This window comes from Pseudomonas sp. NMI760_13 (assembly GCF_021283245.1).
GTDB classification, from domain to species: Bacteria; Pseudomonadota; Gammaproteobacteria; order Pseudomonadales; family Pseudomonadaceae; genus Aquipseudomonas; species Aquipseudomonas peradeniyensis.
This window is the reverse complement of the sequence record NZ_JAJSRC010000021.1, coordinates 41,727-64,898: the sequence shown is the minus strand read 5'-3', so window position 1 is coordinate 64,898 and position 23,172 is coordinate 41,727. Positions and strand designations below refer to the sequence as shown.

Below are 23,172 nucleotides of genomic sequence, written 5' to 3'. Positions count from 1 at the left end.
GGCGAAGCCGGTGCCATCCATCGAGTTGCTTGCTTCGCGGCTAAAGCCGCTCCCACAGGGTACGCGTTGGCCGCATAGTCGTAGGTTCCCTGCATGACAGCTGGGGGATCAGCGACTTATGAACATCCCACCAGCTTCGCTCCGCACTCGCAGGCCATGGCTCTCGCTCAGCATGGCCAGGGCCAGTGGCAGGTCATCGACCGGGAAGCTGCCGGAGACCCGCAGCTCGGCCACGGCCGGGTCGCAGACCAGGCGCTGGTCGGCGTAGCGCATCAGCTCCTGGGCCCACTGCAATAGCGGCATGTCGTCGACCACCAGCAAACCCCTGCGCCAGGCCAGCTGGGTGTCGCGGGCGGTTTCCACCAGGCCGAGCCGGTCGCGGTCGAAGCGTACCTGCGAGCCTGCGTGGATGACGCTGCCACGGCCAGCTTCGGGGGTGACGCGCACGGCGCCTTCATAAACCGCGAGCTGGGTCTCGTGAAGGAGCTGGCGCACGCTGAAGCGGGTGCCCAGCGCCTGCATCAGGCCGTGATCGGAGCGCACCCGCAACGGCCGCGACGGGTCCGTCGCGGTGACGATGTACACCTCGCCACGGCGCAGGTACAGCAGGCGCTCCTCGGCCGAATACAGCACACGCAGCTCGCTGTGACTGTTGAGCGTGACCTGGGTGCCATCGCTCAGCAGCAACTCGCGCCGTTCGCCCACTGCGGTCTGGTAGTCGACACCCTCCCGGGCCTGACGCCATGCCCACCAGCCCAGCGGGGCCGCGCCGATCAGCCCCAGCAGGCCACGCAGTACGGTGCGCCGGCTGCTGTCCTGCGGGCGAGCGAGGGTTTGCCGGGCGAGGGTCGGCGGCAGGGTGCCGAGGCGGGTCAGCAGGCGCTGGGCACGCTTCCAGGCGCGTTCGTGGTCCGGGTCGCGGCGCCGCCAACACTCCAGTTCGAGCTGCTGCGCCGGGGTCAGCGGGCCTTCCTGCATCAGCAGCAACCAGGCGGCGGCCTCGGCGAGCACGGCCTGGGCAATGGCGGGCTGGTTAGTCATCGGGCATCTGGCTCAGACAGGCCATGTAGCCCTCGTGGATGTACTTCTTCACCGTCGGCAGGGCGATGTTCAGCGCCTGCGCGATGTCTTTCTGCTTCATGCCGTCCAGGGTGGCCATCAGGAATGCCTGCCTGACCCGTGGGCGCAGGCCGTCGAGCACTGCGTCGATCTCGTGCAGGGTCTCGAGGATGACGCTCTGCTGCTCGGGCGACGGCTGCAGCGCTTCGGGCACCAGCGCCAGCGCTTCGAGCCAGGCCTGCTCCAGCGAATGACGGCGGCGCCAGCTGACCAGCACGCAGTTGGCGATACGGGTCAGGTAGGCGCGTGGCTGGCGCAGGGTATCGGGCTGGTTACTGTCGCGGCTGGCGAGCACGCGCACGAAGATGTCCTGGGCCAGGTCGTCGGCCACGCCACGCCCCCAGGAGCGCAGTCGATACGCCAGCCAGCCGCGCAACCAGGCGTGGTGCTCGATGTACAGCGTGGTCACGGCGCAGCGCTCGGCGGGCTGGGGCGGAGTATTGAAAAGGGTCATGGCGGGGAGGTGTCAGGGTGTAAATGCAAACAATTATCACTAGATTTGGCTAAATCACAAGATCAAGTGAAAATGCGAATCGCACGCATATACCTTTTTCGCCGTCATGCGACAGAAGGGGTGCAAGCCCGCATCGAGTGCCGGGCACTGACCTCACGAGCGAGAAAAGCATGCCCGCAATCCGTCGGCTTTCCCCTGTTTCGCGTCCTTCGCAACGCTTGTCCCCGATCAGCTTCGCCGTGCGTTGTGCGATGCTCGGCTGCCTGATGGGCACGGCTTCGAGCCTGGCTCAGGCCGCCGATGCCCCGGCCATGGCTTCTACCCGGCCCGACGATGCCACGCTGCGCGACTACGACATCGCCAAGGGCCCGCTGGGCACCGCGTTAAGCGTGTTCGCCAGCCAGTCGGGGCTGCTGCTGTCCTATGATCCCGAGCTGACCCGCGGCCGCGCCGCGCCGGCACTCAAGGGCCGCTACACCGTGCAGGAGGGGGCCCGGCGCCTGCTGGCCAACAGCGGCCTGCAACTGCTGTCGAACTCCCGGGGGGCCTATATCCTCATCCCGCAGGCCCAGGCATCGGCGATGGCGACGGAACTGACGCCGACCATGGTCGCGGCCAGCGAGTTGCTGGACCCACAGCGCGACACCTATCGCGCGCCACGCTCGACGGTGCACCTGTCGCGTGAGGACCTCGACCGCTTCAGCACCGTCTCGGTGGGCGACATGCTCAAGGGCGTGGCCGGCGTGCAGGTCGGCGACAGCCGCAACGGCGGAGCGCTGGACGTCAACATCCGCGGCATCCAGGGGCAGAGCCGGGTGGCGGTCAGGGTCGATGGCTCGGAGCAGGCGGTGGATGTCTACCGGGGCTACGGCGGCACCCAGCAGCGCAGCTACATCGACCCCGACCTGATCAGCAGTGTCACCGTGAACAAAGGCCCCAGCACTCGCTCGGGAGCGATCGGTGGCTCGGTGGAGATGAAGACCATCGGTGTCGATGACATCCTGGTCGATGGCAAGGATGTCGGCGTGCGCCTGACCGGCAACCTGTGGAACAACGGCGTGGAGCCCGAGCACCGCAACCGTAACTCCAGGGACGAGGACCTGAGCGCGGTGCCGCGTGACGAACGCGGTAGCCTGTTCGGCTCCAAGGCCGAGTCCGGCAGCGCCGCCTTCGGCTACTCCCACGAACGCTTCGACCTGGTGGCGGCCTATGCGCACCGTAACCAGGGCAACTACTTTTCCGGCAAGAAGGGCCAGGACCGCTACCGGCTCTACGACCGCGACGGTGACGAACAGCCGAGCGTCGCCAACACCTACAACGCCGGCGAGGAGGTGCTCAACTCGTCGTTCGAGACCGACTCCTACCTGCTCAAGACCACCTGGCGGCTGGCCGACGACCATACCCTGGACCTGAGCTACCGCCGCTTCGACGGGCACATGGGCGAGATCATGCCCTCGGACATCTTCCGCTACGGCACCGCCGGCATCTACCAGTACCCCACCAGCGAAATCCAGATCGACACCTACACTGCCCGCTACCACTACCTGCCCGAGGGCAATCCGTGGGTGGACCTCACCAGCAGGCTGTGGATGACCGACTCGAAGACCAGCACCCTCAGCGCGGCCTGGATGGCGCCCAAGTCGCAGCTGTACCGTACCGACCGCGCCTGGTCCCGCCAGGACAACCGCCGCATCGGCGGCGACCTGAACAACGTGTCGCGCTTCACCACAGCCCATGGTGATTTCAAACTCGACCTGGGCGGCGCCTTCCAGCTCGAGGACCTCCAGCCGCAAAGCAACGTGGTCTCCACCCAGCACGACATCAACGCCAACCGCATGTTGCGCGATGCCTCGCGTCAGGAGTTCAGCTTCAACGGCAACCTGGAATACAAACCCACTGAAACACTGACGCTGTGGGGCGGCGGCCGCTATGCCCACTACCAGACCAAGGACAACACCGTGCTGGCCGAGGCGCGCCGCGAAGAGCGGGAAATGCGCTGGATCACCGCCAGCAGCCCGGGGCACTGGGGCAGCATGACGTGGTTCCCCGACCAGAACGGCCAGTACACCGACGCCACCGACCCACGCCTGAACAACGGCATCGTCTTCGAGAACAGCAACGAGCCGTTCAATGGCGTGCCGTTCAACGAGTCCGGCGCGACCAACGTAGTGGTCCATCCCGAAAGTGTCAGCAACGTGGTCACCGGCTACGACTACACCCCGCAGGGCAAGAGCCGCGGCGGTGGCTTCGCGCCGGCCTTCGGTATCAATTTCGAGTTCCTGCCGGATACCTTCGTCTATGCCTCCTATACCGAGGGACTGCGCCTGCCGTCGCTGTTCGAGACCAGCCAGGGCACCCAGCAGGTCACCCCGGGCAAGCACCTCAAGCCCGAGCGCTCGCGCAGTTGGGAAGTGGGCGTGAGTGCCTTGCGCAGCGACCTGCTGACCGCCGGCGACGAGGCGTCGGCCAAGCTGGCCTGGTTCGACAACGACATCAAGAACTACATCACCCGCTACTACGACCCGAGCCCGGGCCTGTGGGGGCAGATGACCTTCAGCAACACCGACAGCTTCCACACCCGTGGGCTGGAACTGCAGTCGCACTACGATGCCGGGCGCGTGTTCGCCGACCTTTCGGCCACCTACTACCTGATGACCGAGACCTGCGACGCGGCCTTCGCCGCCAAGCTGCGCGCCAGCGCCAATCGCTACCAGCGCACCCAGGACACCCCGGACTGCACGTCGGGCAGCTACATGGGCTCGTACACCAACACCCAGAACCCGCCACGCTTCTCGGCCAACCTGCTCGGCGGGATGCGCTTCTTCGACGAGGCACTGACCGTGGGCGGGCGCATGACCTACAGCTCGGGACCCACCGCGCAGATGGACAAACCCTGGCAGACCGGCGCGACCACGCCGCAGATCGACTACCGCTCGGTGGCGTTGTTCGACCTGTTCCTCAAGTACAAGCTGCTGGAGCACACCGAGCTGAATGTGTCGGTGCAGAACCTGACCGACCGCTACTACCTGGACCCGCTGGCGCAGAGCTTCATGCCGGCGCCGGGACGTACCTGGCGGGTGGGGATGGTGGCGCGCTTCTGAGAGCGCCTGCCTTGTCCAGCGCCTTGGCCCGATAGTCGGGGTGGCTGGAGCCCGCCGCAACCCTTGCAGCCGAGCGCCGCCCGCGCGGCGTTCGATCTCAAGTGCGCTGCAACGCTAACCCCTGATACCCCGCATCGCCGCTAGCCAATTGCAATGCCGAGCAGGTCCCGACTGCTGCTCGGGCAATGGCCAGGGTGCGAGCGTTGCCCCCCCTGATATCGAGCAGCGCTGCCATATGTTTCGGCGGGCCTGCTGAATACAGGCGTGCCGGATAATAGATTGTGCTTTATCTCGCGCATCTGCTGCGTGCGATAGTCGCCTCGTTGCGCAGGGCTATCGATAATGGCTAAAGAGTGGCTTGTATTGTCTTGGCGCTCCGTTTAGTATCCGCGAATATTCTAAGTTAATAACTATTTCTTCTGTTGGCGTTCGTCCGGATTGGCCACGCCAAAACGCTTGGCGAGTACTGTGCACGCGGCTGCAATTCTCGGGTGTTATTGTGCGCTGCAGCGTCTATCCAGCCTGAGTTGGCATTTTCAAGTCATTGATTTTAAGTGTTTTTATGCTTGTTTTTGAGCCGGGCTTGTTGGTTCTGCTTTCAAGGTTGCTTTGGCTTGCTGCGCTCGGTTGCCTGGCAATTAAACTTACGAGTTTAGTTTGTTCGCGCCAGCGACTGACAAATTAAACTTTGCGGTTTAAAAGTGCCAATAGTGTACTGAGGGTTTTATTAATTGGCGGTGTTGCGCAACTACTGCGTGGTGTCTCGTTGTGCCTGCGATTTGCCGTTGTTTATTTACTCGTCGGTTTAATTAGTTGGCCGGTGCGATAGGGCCGGCTTGAAATTGTTTGTGACATTTTGCCGAAGGAAGTATTGGCAACGTGTCCTTCCTGCGCCTCGCAGGAGGCATGGCGGCCTCTGGCAGCATTGCCAAGGCAAGGATCCACACACGTGAGAAAAGGAGTTTCAGGATGAGCAACGACGATATGCTGAACCGCTCGCTACCTCTGTTGACCGAGGCGGGCATCGACAAGCTTGCGTCCAGCCGGGTGGTGATCGCCGGTTGTGGCGGCGTGGGTGGCGCCATGGCACTCACCCTGTGCCGGATGGGCGTACAGTCATTCAAGCTGGCTGACCCGGGCGCTTTCGATCCGCCCGACATGAACCGCCAATGGGCCGCGACGGGTGCTTCGCTGGGCCGAAACAAGGCCCTGGTGTATCGCGAGCTGATTCTCGACCTCAATCCCCGGGCCAAGGTCGAGATCTTTGTCGAAGGTATCACCGACCACAACCAGGACGAGTTTCTGTCGGGCGCTGACATCCTGGTCGACTGCCTGGATGCCAACGTGCCCCACTCGCTGCGTGAGTCCATCCACCGCAAGGCACACGAGCGTGGGGTGTTCAGCGTTGTCGGGCCGATCATGGGCTTCGGCTGCTTTGCCTTGTGCTCCTCACCGCAAGGGTTGGGAATGGAGTACTGGACGCAGACGCTCAAGGTGGCCAAGGAGCAGGGCTCCCTGCCGCGGATCTTCGACGAAATCTTCGTGCCCCAGCACATGCAGGCGATCGTCCGCAGCCTCGAGGTTGGCAAGGTGCCAACGGTAGCTGTGGGGCCTCTGATCGCGACATCGCTGTTGGCCACTGAGTGTGTGAACCACCTGCTGCATGACCTGGTGCCGGGTTTCCGTGAACCGATCGTGCTGCCAAAGGTGATGTTCTTCGACCTCAATCGCATGAACCACAGGATCATCGACGTGTCCGAGGGAGCCTTGGCATGACGTTGCTGGCCGACACCGTCGAGGCCCGCGCGCGGGTCCTGGCTCAACATGGGTTCAACCTCGACCTGATACCGTCGCGGCTGGTCCTGGACGACTACCAGACCGACAGCCTGATGCACCGCGACTACCCGAGCGTTCCTCTATTGCGCCAGGACGGCGACGGTGAGCTGGACGAGCGACTGGCTGCGGCGTTCCAGGCCTTGTTCGGCCTGCCCCAGGTGCTGGCGTTGGCCCAGGGGCGGCTGGCGGAGGCGTTGCTGGTCAACGCCCTGGTCACGGCGGGCGACTGCGTGCTTGGCAGCGCGCCATTTCCCACGCTGCAGGCGCACCTGCAGCTCAGGGGCGCCACATACTGCACGGTGTCGACGGCAGATGCCGGTGGCCAATTTCGCGCTGACCTGGACTGCGTGGCCCTGGAGCAGGCGATCAAGCGTGTGGGCCGCCAGCGCATACCTTTCCTGCTGGTCGAAGCCTGCACCAATGCCATTGGCGGCGTGCCCGTTTCGCTGGACAACCTGCGTGCAGTGAAGGCAGTGGCTGATCGTTACGGCATCCCGCTGCTACTCGACGCGACGCGGATCCTCAGCAATGCCTGTCTGATCCGCGAGTACGCCTGCGACTGGCGTGACCATGACGAACTGAGCATCGTTCAGGCCCTGTGCGCACTGGCAGACGGTGTGTTGCTGAGCGCGACGAAGGAGATGCCGACGACCATCGGTGGTTTCCTCGCGCTACGTGACCGCACCCTGTTCGAGCGTTGTCGCGACCAGGCGCTGATCTTCGGCACGGGCCTTGACCTGCTGGGCAAGCGTCGTTTGCTGGCGGCAATGCGCGAGCCGCATGGGTTGGTGAAGCAAGTTCGTTCGCGCATTGACCAGGTACGCCGTTTCCACGGCCTGTTGCAGTTGGGCGACGAGTCACAGGTGGGTGTCCATGGCGTGTTCCTCATGGCTGGCGCGCAGTTCACGGCCATGCATGCTCGCGCCTTCCTCAATCATCTGTATGTGGGCTACGGTGTGCGTGGCGCGCTCAATCCAGGGGGCTCGGCCGGCCCTGGCGATGCCCTGGTGCGTTTCGCTCTTGGCGTTCCAGGCAAGGACGAGCGTGTCCTGGACACGGCTGCGATCTGCATCCGCGAGGCGCTGCGCGAAACCGACCAGCACCTCGCCCTGGAGGAGGTCCACCGCCCTGCAGGCCTCGCCGGCGGCATGCTCGCCACTTATCGCCAGGCCGGGAGCGTGCAGCCATGAAGCGTTTGCTGATGATCATCGGCGTGCTCTGTCCGCTGCTGGCCTTCGCTGGCATGCCGGCGGGCAACCTGGTGCCAAGGGATATCATCGAGCGTTCCGAGGACCGCCCAACCGGCAAGGATTCGGTCTCGATGTTGTTGGTCACCCTGACCGACAAGGCTGGAACCAAGCGGCAGCGCGGGTTGCTTTGGTATCACCTGGCAGGCGAGCAGGGTGACCTCGACCTGCAGAAGTTCTTCTATCCCCGCAGCATTCGCAACATCGCCACCTTCAACGAGGAGGTGCGTGGCGCCGAGGACCTGCAATACCTGTACCTGCCGGCCGCCAGCCGGGTTCGGCGGGTATCTTCCAAGCACCAGACCTGGGTCGGGTCCGACTTGATCTACGAGGATCTGCAGAAGATCAACCTCGAGGACTGGACATTCAGCTATGTGGAGCAGGCCAGCGAGGAAGGTTTCGCAGTGCATGTGGTGGATTGCCAGGCCAAGCCGTCGTCGAACTCGGCGTATGCCAAGCGCCGCTACTACATCCGCGCCGACGGCAGTTACTTCCCCAGTCGGATCGACTTTTTCGATGCTGCCGGCCAGTTGATCAAGCAGGTTCGGCGCACCGAAGTGCAGGCATACGGCTCTGCCCTGTACGAGCGTTTCGTGCAGGTGAATGATCTGCGCAACGGGCATCAGACGCTGATGGAGCGACGTTGGGTTCGCGTCGATACCGGGCTGCCTGCGTCGCTGGTGACGGTGCGGCAGATGGAGAAGGGCATCGAGCACTTTGCCGAACCTGCGGACGTGCAACGCCTGGTCAGTGACGAAACCAGCAGGATGGTGGAGTGATGGTCGGGATTGTCCGAACACTTGCAGCCGTCTTGTCGCTGGCTGGCGCGCCTTGCGTGAGCGCCCAGGCGCTGGCGGCCCTGGGTGGCCAGAACACGGTGACGGGGTTTCTCGACCTGCGCTCGGCGGTTGGCCTGGGCAGCGGTGGCGAGGTGGGCTCGAGCGCCTTGAAGTCGAGCCTGGACAATGGCCTGCGAGGTCGCGGCCGGGTCGAGCTGGATCACCAGGCCGACGGCCTGCGCACGCTGGTTTCGGCGGACCTGGAGCTGGAGCACAAGCGCATGCGTTCGGCAGCCGACGAAAACGAAAGCACTGCCAGGTTGTGGGAAGGGTACGTCGAATGGGAAGGCGAGACGACCAGCTGGCGCATCGGGCGGCAGGTGATCCAGTGGGGGGTGGCGGACGAGGTCAGTGTGATCGACAGCTTCACACCCCAGGATTTTCGCAGCTTCCTGATCCATACCCGCTTCGAACGCAAGTGGCCGGTGACCGCGGTGAGCGGTCGCTACTTTCTTGATGGCGGCGATTTCTTCGAGGTGCTTTGGCAGCCGCAGTTCCGTCAGGACCTGCTGGCCCAGCCAGGCGAGGAATGGAGCCTGTTCGTGGAGAACAACTACGTGCGCGGACTGGGGTTAAGCGAGCGCTCGACCAAGGTTGAAGGTGGTCCGCTGGGCGACAGCGTGTTTGCCGCTCGGCGAGTGCTGCGGCGCGACAATTATGACCTGTCGTTCAACTATGCCTACCAGTTCGAGCAGATGGCGGCATTTCGCGCCGATATCCAGGGCTTCGACGCCAGCGGCAGGGCAGTCGGTACCGTGCAGCCTTATCACGCCCGCCAGCACACCACGTCGATGGCGTTCGAGTCGGGGCGTGACGGGATCGGTGTGCGTGGCGAACTGGCTTACGTCACCGATGCCGGTTATGTCAGCTACGACATGGCTGTGCCGGGTCTGGTCGAGCGCCGTGACACGCTCAGGGGAGTGGCCGGCATGGACTACACCTTCGCCTCGCGGACCTACATCAACCTGCAGTACACCCTCGACTACATCCGTAACCACAACGGCAACATGCAGCCGGACAAGTACCGGCCAAGCGTGACATGGCGGGTGAACGTGCCGCTCAAGGGCGAGGACCTGTGGCTGGAGTTCCAGGGGCGCGAGTTCATGAACATGACCGACCGTTTCTGGCGCCTGCAATTGCGCTGGCGGGTCACCGACGACTGGGAACTGCGCACTGGCGGAATGCATTTTGCCGGGCATGACGAAGGTATCTTCGGCCAGTTCAGGGATAACGATCAATTGTACGCAGGGGTTCACTATTACTTCTGATTGACAGGGCAATGTAGTTGCGCGCGCATGTTCATGCGGGCCATTTGCAGTAAATGCGATCGTTTGAAACGGGAGGATATGACTGTCCGTCCCTTGGCCGCGATCGCCTGTTTCATGGACTTTAAAGGTTTTATTCATCCTACAAAGGAGCGTGAAAAATGAATGTTGGCAATGATCCGATCATGATGAACGAGTACCAGATTCGTATCGCGGCGGCACGTGAGAAGTTTGCCGCCCGTGACGATGTCCAGGCGTTGTTCAACGCGCCGATGGACGCGCCGTTGGTGAACCTCTTCATGATCTACTGGAGCGCCATGAGCGCGGCACTGACTACGCCTATTCCGGAGTACCTGGCCACGGCCGGCGTGCGCTGCGAGGCCCTGGGCCTGAACAGGCTGGCCGAGTTCTTCAAGGAGCACACCGAAGAAGAAGACGGTCACCACGAGTGGGCGGCGGCGGATGTCCACAAGTTGGTGAACCTGTGGAATGCGAAGTATCCGGGAATGCCGATCAATACCGACGACTTGCTGGTTTCCAATCTGACGCCTTCGGTGCGCCGTTATCACCAGTTGCACAAGGACGTGGTGGCCGGAGATGCACCGTGGGCCGAACTTGCCATTGATGTGGAGATTGAACTGATCACCACCCAATACGGCCCAGCACTGTTGAAAGCCTGTGCCGCAGCGCTGTGTGAAGAAGGCCAGCAAAGTATTTCCTTCCTGGCCGAGCATGTGAGATTCGACTTTGGCCATACCGATACCAACTTCCGCGTGGTCGCCGAGTTGCTCGAAGCCAAGCCTGAATACACCCAGCACCTGGTCGCCATCGGCGAGCAGGCACTGACCGCCTATGGCGATTTCCTTGGGGAGGCCCTGCAACTGGCCCGGCAAGCATACGCCCGCCTGCCACACGCCCAGGTCGCCGTGAACGCGTGACCTGACACGGACCGTTATCGGAGCACGACAAGGATAGAAAGGAGCTGGTCGGTATGTTCAAGAAAGTATGTGTCAGCTGCCTGCTGACCGACGACGTCGAAGGCGTGGCGCTGGATTCGGACGGCACCTGCAACCTGTGCCGCATCTCGCAGGCGGGGGGGCGGTTGCGCCAGGACGCGCAGCGCATGCGCTTCCAGCAGGACCTGGAGGCGACTTTGCGCGCCGCCAAGGGCAGTGGCAGGAAGTACGACTGCATTGTCTCCTTCAGTGGTGGCAAGGACAGTTGCTACCTGCTGCACCGGCTGGTGGTGGACTACGGCCTGAAGGTGCTGGCGTATACCAGCGATTTCGACATACCGGCCAGGACCTGGGACAACATCCGGCGGACGGTCAAGGCACTCGGGGTGGACCATCACGTGCACCGTCCGGTCCAGAGCGTCTACCGGCGTTTCATCCGCCATCTGCTGATGAACCAGGGCCCGAAGGGGGCAGTGCACACGGTTTGCTATTTCTGGCTGGACATCCGCGAAGGGGACCTGCTGCGTTTTGCCGTGGAGAAGGACATCCCGTTGATCTTCACCGGCTATTCACCCGGCCAGCCGGAGCCCGAGCGCATGCTCTACGAGATGCCGGCGGAGCGTATCGCCCAGGATTGGACGCCCCATGAACTGTTTGCCAACGGCGTGTTCAAGGAACACGAGCGGGCGCTGTTCTGGAACCCGCAACGCCATGGCGAGGGCATCAAGCTGCCGCGCATCCTCGCGCCGTTCCATGCCTGGGACTACGACCAGGCGCGCGTCACCAACACAGTCATCGAACTGGGCCTGGTGCAGAACAAAGTGCATGCCAACCCGGTGTTGAGCAACTTCACCCTGAATTGGCTGCTGATGTATTCGGATCTCAAGCTGCTTGGCTACAACCCGTACAAGCCCGAGTTCGCCAAGCTGGTTCGCGAAGGCAAGGCGGGGCGGCGCAAGTGGCTGCTGATCTTCGCACTCATGGACTTCATGGTCCGTCGGCGGATCTTCATGGGGCGGCACATCGACCGCTCGCTGCGCGAGCTTGACCTGCGTCTGGAGGATCTGAAGATGGCGCCGCTCGAAGCGCCACCCCCGTCCAGGGCGGTGAGGCGCGTTGCTGACCAGGCACGAGACTGCGCCTGAAGGCTTGACCGACGCCGCCACGCGCCTTGGTCAGCAAGGCGCGGGCGGCATGCACGAGCGGGTGGCCGGCTGTTGGCCGAGCACCTGCCGCGGATGGCTTACCACGGATGGTTGAATGAACGATCTAGCGCTCGCTGGCGACCTTTTCGCAGGTTGCTCGGATTTCCAGTTTTCCCATGAGGGCGTGACTCGCCAGGTCTTTCGCCTGGGCGAGGGGCCCGCGGTGGTGCTCATGCACGAAGTCCCCGGACTGCACGATGGCGTGGTGCGCCTGGCCCGGCGGCTTGCCGATGCGGGCCTTGGCGTGTGGATGCCGGTGTTGTTCGGCAAGCCAGGGGTGCGGGTCTCGGCGTTGTCGGTGGCCGGTTGCATGGGCCAGGTCTGCATCTCGCGGGAGTTCCGGGTCCTGGCCAGCCGGCGCAGCAGCCCGATTACCGACTGGCTGCGGGCCTTGGCCCGAGCGGCGCACGCGGCCAGTCCAGGCCCAGGAGTGGGGGTGATCGGCATGTGCCTGACCGGTGGCTTTGGCTTGGCCATGATGGCGGACCCTGCAGTCATCGCCCCTGTGTTGGCAAACCCCTCGCTGCCCTTCGCCCTGTCCGCTGCCAAGGCCGGTGCGCTGGGTATCGAGCAGGACACGCTGGACGCTGTCGTACGGCGCTCGACCGAACAGGCCATTCCTGTACTCGGCCTGCGCTTCACCGGTGACCCGGCGGTCCCAGACGCCCGTTTCGAAAGCCTGAAGCAGGCTTTCGGCGAGCGTTTCGTCGCTTGCGAAATCGACTCGTCGGCGGACAACCCCCATGGCATCGGGCGTTGGGCCCATTCGGTGCTGGGCGTGAGTTATGTCGACGAACAGGACCACCCCACTTACCTGGCCCAAGAGGCGGTGGTGGCATTTCTCCAGGCCCAGTTGGGCCTGGGCCAGCCAGGAGAACACGTATGCAAACCATAGAACTGGCCAGGCTGATCGCCCCGGTGCTGTTGTTCGTGATGATGATCGGCATGGGGCTGGGCCTGCGCCGCAAGGACTTCGTCGACCTGCTGCAGGCGCCAACCGGGGTCGCCATCGGCACCTTGGGGCAGGTGCTGCTGCTGCCATTGATGGGGCTCTGGGTGAACTGGGTGTTTGCGCTCGACGGCACCCTGGCCCTGGGGGTGATCGTGCTGTGCCTGTGTCCGGGCGGGGTGGCCTCAAACACCATCACCTACCTGCTCAAGGGCGACGTGGCGCTGTCGATCTCGCTGACCGTGATTTCCAGTTGTATCGCCTTCATCAGCGTGCCGCTGCTGGTGGCGCTGGCGCTGGCCCACTACGGCGTTCTCGGCCAGACCGTGCAACTGCCGATGGCCGACACCGTCGTGCGCCTGTTCCTCCTCACCTTGTTGCCCTTGGCCTTGGGCATGGGGCTGGCGCGGCTCTGGCCGACTGCTTGCAAACGTCTGGAACCGCTGCTGCGGATACTCGGCTTCGCGTTCCTCATGCTGATGATCCTGGTGGTGGTGGTGAAGGAATTCCCGCTGCTGCAGGCCTATGCCGCGCGCCTGGGCTTCAGCCTGGTGGCGCTGTTCGGCAGCACCATGGGCCTTGCCTGGCTGGCAGCCAGGATGGCGGGGCTCGGCAGTGCCCAGACCCGTTCGATCACCGTCGAGATCGGCATCCAGAACAGTGCCCTGGCGCTGGTCATCGCCAGCTTGCTGGGCAGTGTCGACATGGCGATCCCGGCGATTCTCTACAGCGTCCTCGTCTGCCTGGCCGCGTTGCTGGTGGTCACGTTGCACGCCGTTGCTGCTCGCTGGCGCGTGCACCCGACCAACCCCGGGCAGCGGCCGGTCGAACCCTTCGGCGATGGACGACTCATCGGACAGCACTCAGGCGCCGCGGCGCGCAAGGATTGATCGACCATGAACTCGGCAAACATCTTCATGCAATTGCTGGTGATCCTCGGGGTCTCCCACTGTCTGGGCCGCGTCAGTTTCTGGTTGGGTCAGCCCGCAGTCATCGGGTATCTGTTGACCGGCGTGATCGTCGGGCCGATGGTACTGGGCGCGATCGATCCCGGCCTGACCGGCGCGTTGTTCGCCAACGTCACCGGCCTGATGGCGCTGGGCAAGATCGGCCTGATCTTCATCATGTTTGGCCTGGGGCTGGAAACCGGCTCGGGGAGCCATGGTGGATCGCAGGCCAAGGCTGGTGGGGCGTTGCCGATCGCGGTGTTCGGTTTCATCGGCGCGGGACTGGCTGGGGTGCTGCTTGGCTATGCCAGCCACGGCGTGTTCTCCGGCCATGTCGATCGGCTGCCCTACATGCTGTTCTTTGGCGTCGCGATGGCGGCCACCGCTGTCCCGGTGCTGGCCGGCATCCTCGCCGATCCGCGTTTTCTCCACCACCGGCTGGCGCCGCTGGTGATGAACGCAGCGGTGATCACCGACATCCTCGCCTGGTTCGCCCTGTCCCTGGTGCTGGTGCTGCTATCGAGCACGGGCTCGGCGAGCATTCTGTATTCCGGCATCACCCTGATCGTGCTGGTGGCGGTGGCCGAGTTCGTGGTCAGCCGCCGCCTGGTCGCGCCTTCGTCCGCGACCGCCGGCAGTGATCCGTCACGGCCACTGGTCGCGGCGCTGATCGTGCTGTTCACCTTCTGTGTCATCACCGACCTGGCCAACGCCCACGTGACCATCGGCGCCTTCATCGCCGGGATCGCCTTCCGCCGTCACCAGGGCCTTCGCGAGTTCTGGGAAAAGGGACCGCAGGCCTTGGTCAACCTGTTCTTCGCACCCCTGTTCTTTGGCACGGCGGCGATGAACGTGAACATCGAGGCAGGTAGCTGGTCGGGCCTGCTGGCATGGGGCGGTTTGTTCCTGCTGGTCGGCGCGCTGGGCAAGGCTGGGGTTTCGTACCTGGTGGCGCGCTGCACGGGGCTTTGCCGTCCCGACGCATTCGTCGTGGCGACGCTGATGCACACCAAGGGGGTGATGGAAATCATCCTGCTGACGGTCGGGCTGGAGATCGGCGTCATCACGACCGACCTCTACGCGATTCTCATGGTTGTCGCACTCGCGGCGACGGTCATCACCTTGCCGATCGTCCGGCTGATCCGGCCGCGCGAGCCTGCGCCCACCGCCTCAAGCGCACGGGTCGTGGCAACGCGCGAAGGTCGAGAGCGGCCAGTGCTGGAAAACCCTTGAGCAATGACGCAACTGGCAGGGAGGAGCACGACACGCATGGATCTGGGCTTCGAAAGGTAGCGATAGGGATGTTCTCGTTCAATCGATAGGAAGTGAAGCTGATGAGACCTTTGTTGAGTACAGACGTAGAAAAACGATGTGTTGACGAGGCAGGGGGGACCTGGATCCTGAGCGTCGACGATGTCCGGGGCACGGCGCGGCTATGTTCGCTGAGCGAGTCGGCACTGGTGCTGGAGACGACCCTGGCAGTACGCGTGGGCCAGGTGCTGACACTGCAGGGCCGCGACGACATCGCTCGGCGCGACCTGACCTTCGAGGCGCAGGTCGTGCAGGTGGAGGCCATCGGCGCGATCGTGCGTTTGCATTGCCTGCCTTGCGAAACCTGCAATGGCGGGCAATGGCCGCGCGAGGTGAAGCACCTGTGCCAGCGCCTGAGGGTTGACCAGGCGATCGCCGAGGCTGGCGAACAGCCGGATCACCAACCGCGTTGCCCGGCCAGCGAACTGCACTCCAGCGCACCGGTGTTGCTGGGGCAGGCCAAATCGATCGACGACCGCGAGGCCGCCTATCGCCTGGTCTATGGCGCCTACTTCCGCAAGGGCCTGGCAGCGCCCGCGCAGAATGGGCTGTACACCAACAGCTTCCTGCTCAACCCGCAGACCGTGACCTTCGTCGGCAAGGTGGAGGGGGAGGTGGCGATGACCCTGACCTCGATTCCCGACTCGGTGGCAGCCTTGCCGATGGACGCGGTGTTCGAGGATTGCCTGGCGCCCTTGCGCAAACAAGGTCGCCGTCTGGTCGAGTTCGGCATGCTGGCGGTGAGCACCGAGCACTTCGGGGCGATGAACTACAGCATCCATGACCCCGAGCGCATGTTGTGCGTGTACTCGCTGTTCCGCATCGCCCTGCAACACGCCAAGTTCACCCGCGGCTGTACCGACGTGGTGTTCGCCGTACCGCCCAAGCACCAGGCCTTGTACCGCTTCATGGGGGTGAGCGCGATCTCCGAGGTGCGCTACTACAGCAACTACAACACCCCGGCCGTGGCGATTCGCATCGACCTGCTGTCGCTCGAACTGCGCCCGCATGTGCGCCAGTTCCTGTTCGGCAACCCCATGGCGCAGCTCCAGGATATCGGCTTGACCGAGTGGTCCGTCCAGGCCCTGGCTCGGCTGTTCGGCAGCGGTGCGGTGCAAGGTGCGCCGCAGGACGTCGCAGCGCATTTCAACAGTGAAACCCAATAAGACAACAGGGAGAGTGATAGCAATGGACAAAGTGATGAATTCCGGCAGTTTCGCCCACGTGGATTTCCCGACCATCGACCTGACCCACGACCCGAAGATCGACTGGCTGACCCGTAGCCAGTACTGGGCGGATTTCCTCCGCCGCTACTATTTCGTCGGGCGCAAGGAACATGGCCCCTATGGCTCGCAGGCATGCATCGAGCGCACCCGGCGCATCGAGGCGCGCATCCAGGAGCAGTCCCGGGCCTACGGCGACGCTCCGACGCTGCCGGTGCCGGAGGTCGAGCTCAAGGACCTGTCGCCGGAAAACTTCCACAAGATCTACCTGGAACCCAACACCCCGGTGGTGTTCCGCGGCGCTGCCAAGGACTGGGAGTCAGTGCGCAAATGGACCCCGCAATACCTTGCCGAGCACTACGGCGATGTCAAGGTGGCGACCCGCGTGCGGGGCAACGAACTGAACGAGAAGGCGCTGCAGTACATCGACCTGCCGATCTCCGAAGTGGTGGAGAACATCCTTGGCGGAGGTACCTACTACCCGGGCCACACCGAGGACCTGTTCAACAAGCACCCCGAGCTGCGCCAGGAACTCGACCTGCCGACCCTGGGGCGCTACCTGAGCACCCGCGACAAGCGGATCATGTCGACGCAGATGTTCCTGTCTGCCGGCGGGGTGATTTCGGGCTGGCACTGCACCGGGGGACCGAACCTTTTCACCATGATCAGCGGCGTCAAGAAGTGGACCTTCGTGCATCCCAAGCACTCGATGTGGATGCACCCGATTACCCGCAAGGACATGTTTTACGCCGCAACCATGCTCGACTGGCGCAAGAGCCACGACGAGATCGAGGCCGACGGCTATCCGCTGTATCGCTACATTCCCAAGTACACCACCACCCTGGAGGCGGGTGACGTGCTGTTCTCGCCACACTGGTGGTGGCACTGCGTCGAGACCCCGGTGCCTTCGCTGGCCATTGCCTCGCGGGCGATCAACAAGATGATCATGGGCAACAAGATGTTCTCGCTGATGTGGGTGACCTCGCCACGCTTCCGCCAGACCGTGATGACCGTGCTCAAGGAAGGCTGGGGCTCGGACAAGGCGACCGGCGCAAAGCTTGCGTTCGAGTTCGACACCGAGGAATTCGTGCGGCGCGTATCGCTTTAAGCTCCGGTTGAAAAGAGCCCGGCTGTTACACTGGAGTTGCCCCGGAGGCCTGAACCGCCGGGGCATCGACCAAAACACCGGAAGTTATCTAAAGGAGTAGATATGAGCGTTGTTCTGTACAGCTACACCCTGTGTGTCCTGGTGCTGTTCGCCAAGATGTTCGCGATCTCGCTCTACCAGGGCGCATACCGGATTGGCCGCCTGACCTTCAAGAATGCCGAAGATGCCGGGTTCGTCGGCCGCCCCGCCAGTGCCGAGGAATTGCCGCAGGTCTCCCGCGCCTCCCAGGCGTGGATGAACGACCTGGAGAACATTCCATTGTTCTTCGTGCTCGGTGGCATCTACGTGCTGCTCGAGGGACCGGCAGGGCCTGCGGTATGGCTGTTCTCGCTGTTCACCGCTGCACGCATCGTGCACACCGTGACCTACCTGGCGCGCTGGCAGCCATGGCGGACCCTGGCCTATGCCGTGGGTGTCGTCTGCCTGTTTGGTATTGCCGGGTTAATCATCGCTCAGCTGGCCGCCAGGGCCGGCTGATGCACCGACGACAATGAAAGGATCGCCATCGCGCGAGGTACACCCATGGGCATGGATGCAATCATTCGATTTCTGATCAACTGGCGCAGGTTGAATGCGCTGTGGGTATTGATTGCCGTGCTGGCAATCGCGCCCGGTGCGCTGGGACTGCGGTTCGATGCGTCAATCGACTCCTTCCTGCCTGAAGGCAACACCGAGCGCCAGCAGTACGAAGCGTTCAAGCAGCGCTTCGGTGAAGACCGCATGGTGGTGATTGCCCTGCCACCCCAGGCGTTGTTCAGCGACCAGGCGATGGCCAGGCTCGAGGCGGTCACCGAGCGCTTCAAGCAGTTGCCCGACGTGGCCAAGGCGACCAGCATCGCCTCGGTCAACATCATTCATGGCCAGGAGCAGGCGCTGGATATCCTGCCGGTGGCCGAGGCGCTGGCCCAGCCGACGCAGTACGATCGCCAACGGGTGCTCGACAAGCTGCGCGCCAGCCCCTTGTACCAGCGTGACCTGATCTCGCCGGACGGGCAGGTGGCGGCGATCCTCATCGAGGTCCGCTCGGCGGCTGGCGAAGGCAAGTTCGAGCGGATCCTGGCGAGCGTGGCGCCGATCATGCAAGGCAGCGGCTTCACCCTGTACCACGTCGCCGGCGAGCCGGTGGTCGAGCAACAGGTGACCAGCGACATGTGGAAGGATCTCAAGGTCTTCATTCCTCTGACTTCGCTGGTGCTGCTGGTGTTGCTGCTGGCGTTCCTGCGCAACCTGGGCGATGTCTGGGTGGTGATGGCCGTCGTGACCCTGTGCACGGCGCTGCTGCTGGGCAGCATGGGACGCCTGGGGTTGCCGATGAACGCGGTCACGGTCGGCCTGCCGTCGATCATGATGTGCGTCGCCGTGCTGGATTGCCTGCACCTGCTGGATACCCACCGGCAGGGCCTCAACGACGGCCTGCCGGTGCTCGAGGCCGCACGTCGCTCGCTGCGGCAGAACTTCGTGCCGTGTTTCCTCACCTCCTTCACCACGGCCATCGGCTTTCTCACCCTGGCGGTCAGCGAGGTGGCGCCCATCCGCTCGTTCGGCGTGATCGCCGCGCTGGCGGCAATCCTTGCCTATGTGCTGTCCTACCTGGTGATGCCGTTCCTGCTTGAGTGCGCGCCGGCCAGGCGCGTGCGACGGTCCGAGCACAAGCACCATGCCAGGTGGGTGGAGCGCCTCGCGCCGTTGTATCGTTCGCCGCGCACGCTGCCGTTGCTGACGGTCGCGGTGGTGGCCCTGGCGCTGCTGCCGATCGGTCGCCTGCATGTGGAAGCCTCGTTCCTCAACTTCATCGATCGGTCAGCACCGGTGAAGGTGTCCACGGACTTCGTCGAGCGTGAGCTCGGTGGCGTGTCCAACCTTGAGGTCAGCCTGCGGACCCAGGACAAGGGCGGGGTACTCGAACCCGCTGCGTTGCGCGAGATCGCCGCGCTGCAGGATTACCTCGGGCGAATCCCTGGGGTGGACAAGACCTTGTCGGTGGTCGACTTCCTGCGCGATATCCATCGCGAGATGAATGGAGGCGACCCGCGCTTCCAGGTATTGCCTGACAGTCGGGAGGCGGCCGAGCAATACGTCTTCACCTACTCGCTGGCGGGGCCGGACCACGAACTGACGCGTTTCATCGACTACGACAACCAGTCCACCCGAGTGCGCGTGCGCCTGCAGCAAATGCCTCACGCCCAGCTGCAGCAGGTGCTTGACCAGGTGAACGATTACCTCGACCGGCAGCCGAGTGTGTTCGAGCACAGCCTGACATCGTACTCGGTGATGCAGTCGGCGATGGTCAAGTTGCTGCTCGACGGCATGCTGTGGAGCATCCTGTTCGCGGTCGCCTGCATGCTGGTCGCGTTTTACCTGCTCATTCGTTCGTGGAAGATCGCCGCCGTCGCAGTAGTCGTCAACATCATGCCGCTGGTGGCGGTGTTCGGTGTGATGGGGGCCTTGGGCCTGTCGATCAATGTGGGTACCTCGATGATCGGCTGCATCATGTTCGGCCTGGTGGTGGACGCAACCCTGCATTGCTTCTACCACGCGCGGCACGCCCCGGCGCACCTGTCGGCCCAGCAACTGGTGGTGATGATCTTCGAGGACATTGGCGAGGCGCTGTGGACCGGCGCGCTGGTGCTGTGTGCGGGGTTCCTCGTGCTCGGACTGGGCGAATCCTATTTCACCCGCCTGTTCGGGGTGTTCTGCGCCTTGGCGATCTTCGTCTCGCTGTTCTGCAACGCCGTGGGCATACCCTACCTCATCCACCATTTCGCCAGGCGCACCGAACCCAGCGCTGATGTGTCCGGCATTGCGCTTTCCGAACGCTGATTCAGTCAGACGATCTGTTCGAGGAATTAACCGATGATTGACTTGTATACCTATGCTACGCCAAACGGTTGGAAGGTCTCGGTGATGCTGGAAGAGCTCGCCACGCCCTACCGGGCCATTCTGGTGGACCTTGCCGCGCGGGAGCAGGAAAGCGAAGCCTTCAGGGCGTTGAACCCCAACAGCCGCATTCCAGTGATCGTCGATCGTGATTCAGAGGACTTTTGCGTCTTCGAGTCCGGCGCCATCCTGGTCTATCTGGCCCAGAAGCACGGCGCACTTCTGCCCGAGGAGACCAAGGCGCGTTCGACGGTGATGCAGTGGCTGATGTTCCAGATGGGCGGTGTCGGCCCGATGATGGGCCAGGCCAACGTCTTCAACCGTTACTTTCCAGAACGCATTCCAAGTGTGATCGCTCGCTATCAGGCCGAAAGCAAGCGCCTGTTGGCTGTGCTCGACAGGCGTCTGGCCGAGCATGAGTTCCTGGCCGGGGACTACAGCATCGCCGATATCGCCAACTGGTGCTGGGCCCGCGGCCACGAGTGGTCGGGTGTCGATGTGCAGGACCTGCCGAACCTGCGGCGCTGGCTGGCGGTTATCGAGCAGCGCCCCGCAGCGCAACGTGGCGTGAAGGTGCCGTTCGATATCAGTGATGTCTTCGGTGCCGGCCGCACGGCCGAGGCTAGCGAAACCTATGCACAGCAAGGGCAGCGATTGTTCGTGCCCTAGGGTCTGTACGAACGCAGTATGGGCGAGTGCAGATACATTTCGTACGGAGCCTGAGCCTTGCCGGCTGCCTGGTCGCCGACCGGGCCGTCTTAGCCTGCAACACTTGACTGGCCGGCTCGCAGCAATGCGGGCTGGAGGGGTCAGTCATCTAAAAATTAAACAAGAATGGTATGGAAATCAGATGTCCAAACAACCGGTGATGGTGAGTAGATCGGGTCGTCCCAAGGATCAAGCGAAGCGCAAGGCAGTCCTTGAAGCGGCTAAGAGCCTCTTTCTGAGCAAAGGCTACGAGGGGAGCAGCATGGATGCGATCGCCGCCGAGGCGGGGGTCTCGAAGCTGACTGTGTACAACCACTACAGTGACAAGGCGACGTTGTTCTCGGCAGCCATCACAGCCAAGTGCGACGAGCAGCTGCCAGAGCGGCTGTTCGAGTTTTCGCCGCATGCCAGTATCGAGTCGGTTCTGCTCAAGATCGGTGGCAAGTACCTGGACCTGATCTGCAGCAGCGAGGCGGTCGCGCTGCAACGCATCATCGTGGCGATGGCCCGTCAGGAGCCGAAGCTGGCCTGCATGTTCTACGAGGCGGGTGCACAGCACATGCTCAAGGAGATGACCAAGTTGCTGATGCGTGCTTCGCTTGCAGGTCGTCTGCGCGTCGAGGATGCGCAGACGTCGGCGAAACGCTTCTTCTGCCTGCTCAAGGGTGATGACTATTTTCGCGTACTGATCGGCCTGTGTGCACCGCTGCAAGGGGAGCACGCCGAAGCGCACGTGCGTGAGGTCGTGTCGATGTTCATGGCTTTGCATGGCGGCGCGGTGCCGAGTGCCGAAGGCATGGTCGAACGCAGTCTGGGGGGCGGGTACCGATCGCGCATGCTGTTCAGGCCGGTGTTGAGCAGCCTGCCGCAGCAAATAGCCGGCGTCGGCAGGAGCGACGTCGGGGCGAGCCATCTTGGAGAAATCGACAGGAATTAAAAAGCCGGCTTGTGGCCGGCTTCTCGGGGACGGTCTTGGCTCATTTTTGATAAGCCGCAACCGCCTTAAACGGTTGGCAACATGGCCTGAAAAAGATGGCGGACGGCTGTGTGAGACGTCGCCAGGCCCTCTGGAATGCGGCTTGCACCATCAGGGGGCATGATGTGCGGCGTAGCATACCCGTGTGTGTGGCGCATGCCCAGCAAAAAGTGAGGTGCTTCAGCCGGGGCGTGCCGGGCGCAGGCTCGACCACCAGAACACCCAGCCGAGGATTTCCACGTTCTGCACCCGGCGCTGATAGGCCGTATAGCGTTCACTGGGATGGTTGAGGCGGTCATGGCTGTGCAGGCACAGCGTGCCATTGTGGCCAAGGGTGAGGTGTTGCACCCGCAGGCGACCGTTGTGCAGCAGGGCGTAGCATTCGCCTTCGACCACCCGGGTGCAGCCGCGCTCGATGGCCAGCAGGGCGCCCTGGGGCAGCAGCGGGGCCATGTTGTTACCTGGCATGCCGAGGCAGATGGCCTTTTCTGCGTTGACCTGCAGGCACTCCAGGGCTCGCCGGGGTATCGGCTGATAATGCCCTGGTAGCGCCTGCAGGCTGCCATCGCGCACCTGGTGCAGTGGCAGGTGGATCAGGTCCGTGTCCAGGGCCTGCAGCGGCGGCGGCAACGCCAGGGCCGGTGCCGTTGGTGTCGCGGGAGCCAGAGGCGTCGGATGCTTCGGTCCCTCGCCACTGCGCAGCCAGCGCCTGCGTACGCAGAACAGGTCGGCGATTTCATCGAGCCGGGCCTGGGGCACGCCGCGCTTGAACCAGTTGTTGACGTGCTGCGACGAGACCTTGCGCTGGGCGGCAAAGTCGGAAGGGGTCAGGTGGCACTCCAGCAGGAGGGCTTTGAGACGGTCACCGGATGTTTTCATGGTGTCGAGTCTATAGGCCCTCGTACGGTGTGGAAATCAACCCGATGTAGAGGAATTTTGTAGGAAATGTGCTGGTTTGTAGGTATGCGCGTAGGAGCGGGTAGGAAGTTTC

The 23,172-nt window shown here is 63.4% G+C and carries 18 protein-coding genes and 1 pseudogene; 16 read left to right on the top strand and 3 right to left on the bottom strand.

Translation table 11 applies throughout. From position 1 onward, the window contains the following. Positions 1-108 precede the first annotated feature (108 nt). Together LU671_RS20030 and LU671_RS20025 are read right to left on the bottom strand one after the other, a co-directional pair. A complete protein-coding gene (locus LU671_RS20030; RefSeq protein ID WP_232856642.1) occupies positions 109-1,041 on the bottom strand; it encodes a FecR family protein in 933 nt (310 codons plus the stop codon). Next, positions 1,034-1,573 carry a sigma-70 family RNA polymerase sigma factor gene (locus LU671_RS20025; protein ID WP_232856641.1) on the bottom strand — a complete coding sequence of 180 codons (540 nt, stop codon included), beginning with the start codon at positions 1,571-1,573 and terminating at the stop codon, positions 1,034-1,036. The genes LU671_RS20030 and LU671_RS20025 overlap by 8 nt, the downstream gene beginning before the upstream one ends. Before the next feature lie 170 nt (positions 1,574-1,743). Between LU671_RS20025 and LU671_RS20020 the strand changes: the two genes are divergently transcribed. The 16 genes and pseudogenes from LU671_RS20020 to LU671_RS19945 all read left to right on the top strand — a co-directional run. After that, positions 1,744-4,674: a TonB-dependent receptor gene (locus tag LU671_RS20020; protein WP_269806775.1), complete on the top strand. Its 2,931-nt coding sequence runs from the start codon at positions 1,744-1,746 to the stop codon at positions 4,672-4,674. Between the two features lie 879 nt (positions 4,675-5,553). Beyond that, a complete protein-coding gene (locus tag LU671_RS20015; protein ID WP_232856639.1) occupies positions 5,554-6,450 on the top strand; it encodes a ThiF family adenylyltransferase in 897 nt (298 codons plus the stop codon). Then, positions 6,447-7,700, top strand: a complete 1,254-nt coding sequence (locus tag LU671_RS20010) for a beta-eliminating lyase-related protein (protein ID WP_232856638.1) — start codon at positions 6,447-6,449, stop codon at positions 7,698-7,700. The genes LU671_RS20015 and LU671_RS20010 overlap by 4 nt, the downstream gene beginning before the upstream one ends. Further along, positions 7,697-8,536, top strand: coding sequence for an outer membrane lipoprotein-sorting protein (locus LU671_RS20005; protein WP_203650124.1), 840 nt, complete (start codon positions 7,697-7,699; stop codon positions 8,534-8,536). Before LU671_RS20010 ends, LU671_RS20005 begins: the two co-directional genes overlap by 4 nt. Before the next feature lie 56 nt (positions 8,537-8,592). Next, entirely contained in the window at positions 8,593-9,864 is a 1,272-nt protein-coding gene (locus LU671_RS20000) for a DUF1302 family protein (protein ID WP_203650126.1), read from the top strand. Between the two features lie 158 nt (positions 9,865-10,022). After that, positions 10,023-10,799 carry a hypothetical protein gene (locus LU671_RS19995; RefSeq protein WP_203650128.1) on the top strand — a complete coding sequence of 259 codons (777 nt, stop codon included), beginning with the start codon at positions 10,023-10,025 and terminating at the stop codon, positions 10,797-10,799. 53 nt (positions 10,800-10,852) lie between these two features. Continuing rightward, the gene (locus LU671_RS19990; protein WP_232856637.1) at positions 10,853-11,962 is read left to right on the top strand and encodes a hypothetical protein; all 1,110 of its coding nucleotides are present in this window, start codon (positions 10,853-10,855) and stop codon (positions 11,960-11,962) included. A gap of 115 nt (positions 11,963-12,077) precedes the next feature. Further along, complete coding sequence (locus LU671_RS19985) at positions 12,078-12,917, top strand: dienelactone hydrolase family protein (RefSeq protein ID WP_232856636.1); 840 nt, start codon at positions 12,078-12,080, stop codon at positions 12,915-12,917. Continuing rightward, on the top strand, positions 12,905-13,861 hold the full coding sequence (locus LU671_RS19980; RefSeq protein ID WP_203650135.1) for a bile acid:sodium symporter family protein: 957 nt from the start codon (positions 12,905-12,907) through the stop codon (positions 13,859-13,861). Before LU671_RS19985 ends, LU671_RS19980 begins: the two co-directional genes overlap by 13 nt. Before the next feature lie 6 nt (positions 13,862-13,867). Beyond that, positions 13,868-15,151, top strand: a complete 1,284-nt coding sequence (locus LU671_RS19975) for a cation:proton antiporter (RefSeq protein ID WP_232856635.1) — start codon at positions 13,868-13,870, stop codon at positions 15,149-15,151. 113 nt (positions 15,152-15,264) lie between these two features. Next, a complete protein-coding gene (locus tag LU671_RS19970; RefSeq protein ID WP_232856634.1) occupies positions 15,265-16,395 on the top strand; it encodes an N-acyl amino acid synthase FeeM domain-containing protein in 1,131 nt (376 codons plus the stop codon). A 22-nt stretch (positions 16,396-16,417) separates the two neighbouring features. After that, positions 16,418-17,560, top strand: a complete 1,143-nt coding sequence (locus LU671_RS19965; RefSeq protein ID WP_139668245.1) for a cupin-like domain-containing protein — start codon at positions 16,418-16,420, stop codon at positions 17,558-17,560. 102 nt (positions 17,561-17,662) lie between these two features. Next, positions 17,663-18,097 (top strand): MAPEG family protein, encoded by a 435-nt coding sequence (locus tag LU671_RS19960; protein ID WP_028690310.1) that lies wholly within the window; start codon positions 17,663-17,665, stop codon positions 18,095-18,097. Positions 18,098-18,148: 51 nt separating this feature from the next. Further along, a complete protein-coding gene (locus LU671_RS19955; protein WP_203650152.1) occupies positions 18,149-20,440 on the top strand; it encodes an efflux RND transporter permease subunit in 2,292 nt (763 codons plus the stop codon). Between the two features lie 33 nt (positions 20,441-20,473). Beyond that, entirely contained in the window at positions 20,474-21,166 is a 693-nt protein-coding gene (locus LU671_RS19950; RefSeq protein ID WP_203650154.1) for a glutathione S-transferase family protein, read from the top strand. A gap of 181 nt (positions 21,167-21,347) precedes the next feature. Continuing rightward, a pseudogene (locus LU671_RS19945) lies at positions 21,348-21,965 on the top strand (TetR/AcrR family transcriptional regulator); the annotation flags it as partial. 396 nt (positions 21,966-22,361) lie between these two features. On the opposite strand, the gene LU671_RS19940 reads toward LU671_RS19945, so the two are convergent. After that, positions 22,362-23,060: a LexA family transcriptional regulator gene (locus LU671_RS19940; protein WP_203650156.1), complete on the bottom strand. Its 699-nt coding sequence runs from the start codon at positions 23,058-23,060 to the stop codon at positions 22,362-22,364. Between the last annotated feature and the right edge of the window lie 112 nt (positions 23,061-23,172).

Coding starts and splice junctions, on each gene's coding strand:
- LU671_RS20030 (WP_232856642.1), bottom strand. CDS start 1,041: ATGACTAACCAGCCCGCCATTGCCCAGGCCGTGCTCGCCGAGGCCGCC.
- LU671_RS20025 (WP_232856641.1), bottom strand. CDS start 1,573: ATGACCCTTTTCAATACTCCGCCCCAGCCCGCCGAGCGCTGCGCCGTG.
- LU671_RS20020 (WP_269806775.1), top strand. CDS start 1,744: ATGCCCGCAATCCGTCGGCTTTCCCCTGTTTCGCGTCCTTCGCAACGC.
- LU671_RS20010 (WP_232856638.1), top strand. CDS start 6,447: ATGACGTTGCTGGCCGACACCGTCGAGGCCCGCGCGCGGGTCCTGGCT.
- LU671_RS20005 (WP_203650124.1), top strand. CDS start 7,697: ATGAAGCGTTTGCTGATGATCATCGGCGTGCTCTGTCCGCTGCTGGCC.
- LU671_RS19995 (WP_203650128.1), top strand. CDS start 10,023: ATGAATGTTGGCAATGATCCGATCATGATGAACGAGTACCAGATTCGT.
- LU671_RS19990 (WP_232856637.1), top strand. CDS start 10,853: ATGTTCAAGAAAGTATGTGTCAGCTGCCTGCTGACCGACGACGTCGAA.
- LU671_RS19985 (WP_232856636.1), top strand. CDS start 12,078: ATGAACGATCTAGCGCTCGCTGGCGACCTTTTCGCAGGTTGCTCGGAT.
- LU671_RS19980 (WP_203650135.1), top strand. CDS start 12,905: ATGCAAACCATAGAACTGGCCAGGCTGATCGCCCCGGTGCTGTTGTTC.
- LU671_RS19975 (WP_232856635.1), top strand. CDS start 13,868: ATGAACTCGGCAAACATCTTCATGCAATTGCTGGTGATCCTCGGGGTC.
- LU671_RS19965 (WP_139668245.1), top strand. CDS start 16,418: ATGGACAAAGTGATGAATTCCGGCAGTTTCGCCCACGTGGATTTCCCG.
- LU671_RS19960 (WP_028690310.1), top strand. CDS start 17,663: ATGAGCGTTGTTCTGTACAGCTACACCCTGTGTGTCCTGGTGCTGTTC.
- LU671_RS19955 (WP_203650152.1), top strand. CDS start 18,149: ATGGATGCAATCATTCGATTTCTGATCAACTGGCGCAGGTTGAATGCG.
- LU671_RS19950 (WP_203650154.1), top strand. CDS start 20,474: ATGATTGACTTGTATACCTATGCTACGCCAAACGGTTGGAAGGTCTCG.
- LU671_RS19940 (WP_203650156.1), bottom strand. CDS start 23,060: ATGAAAACATCCGGTGACCGTCTCAAAGCCCTCCTGCTGGAGTGCCAC.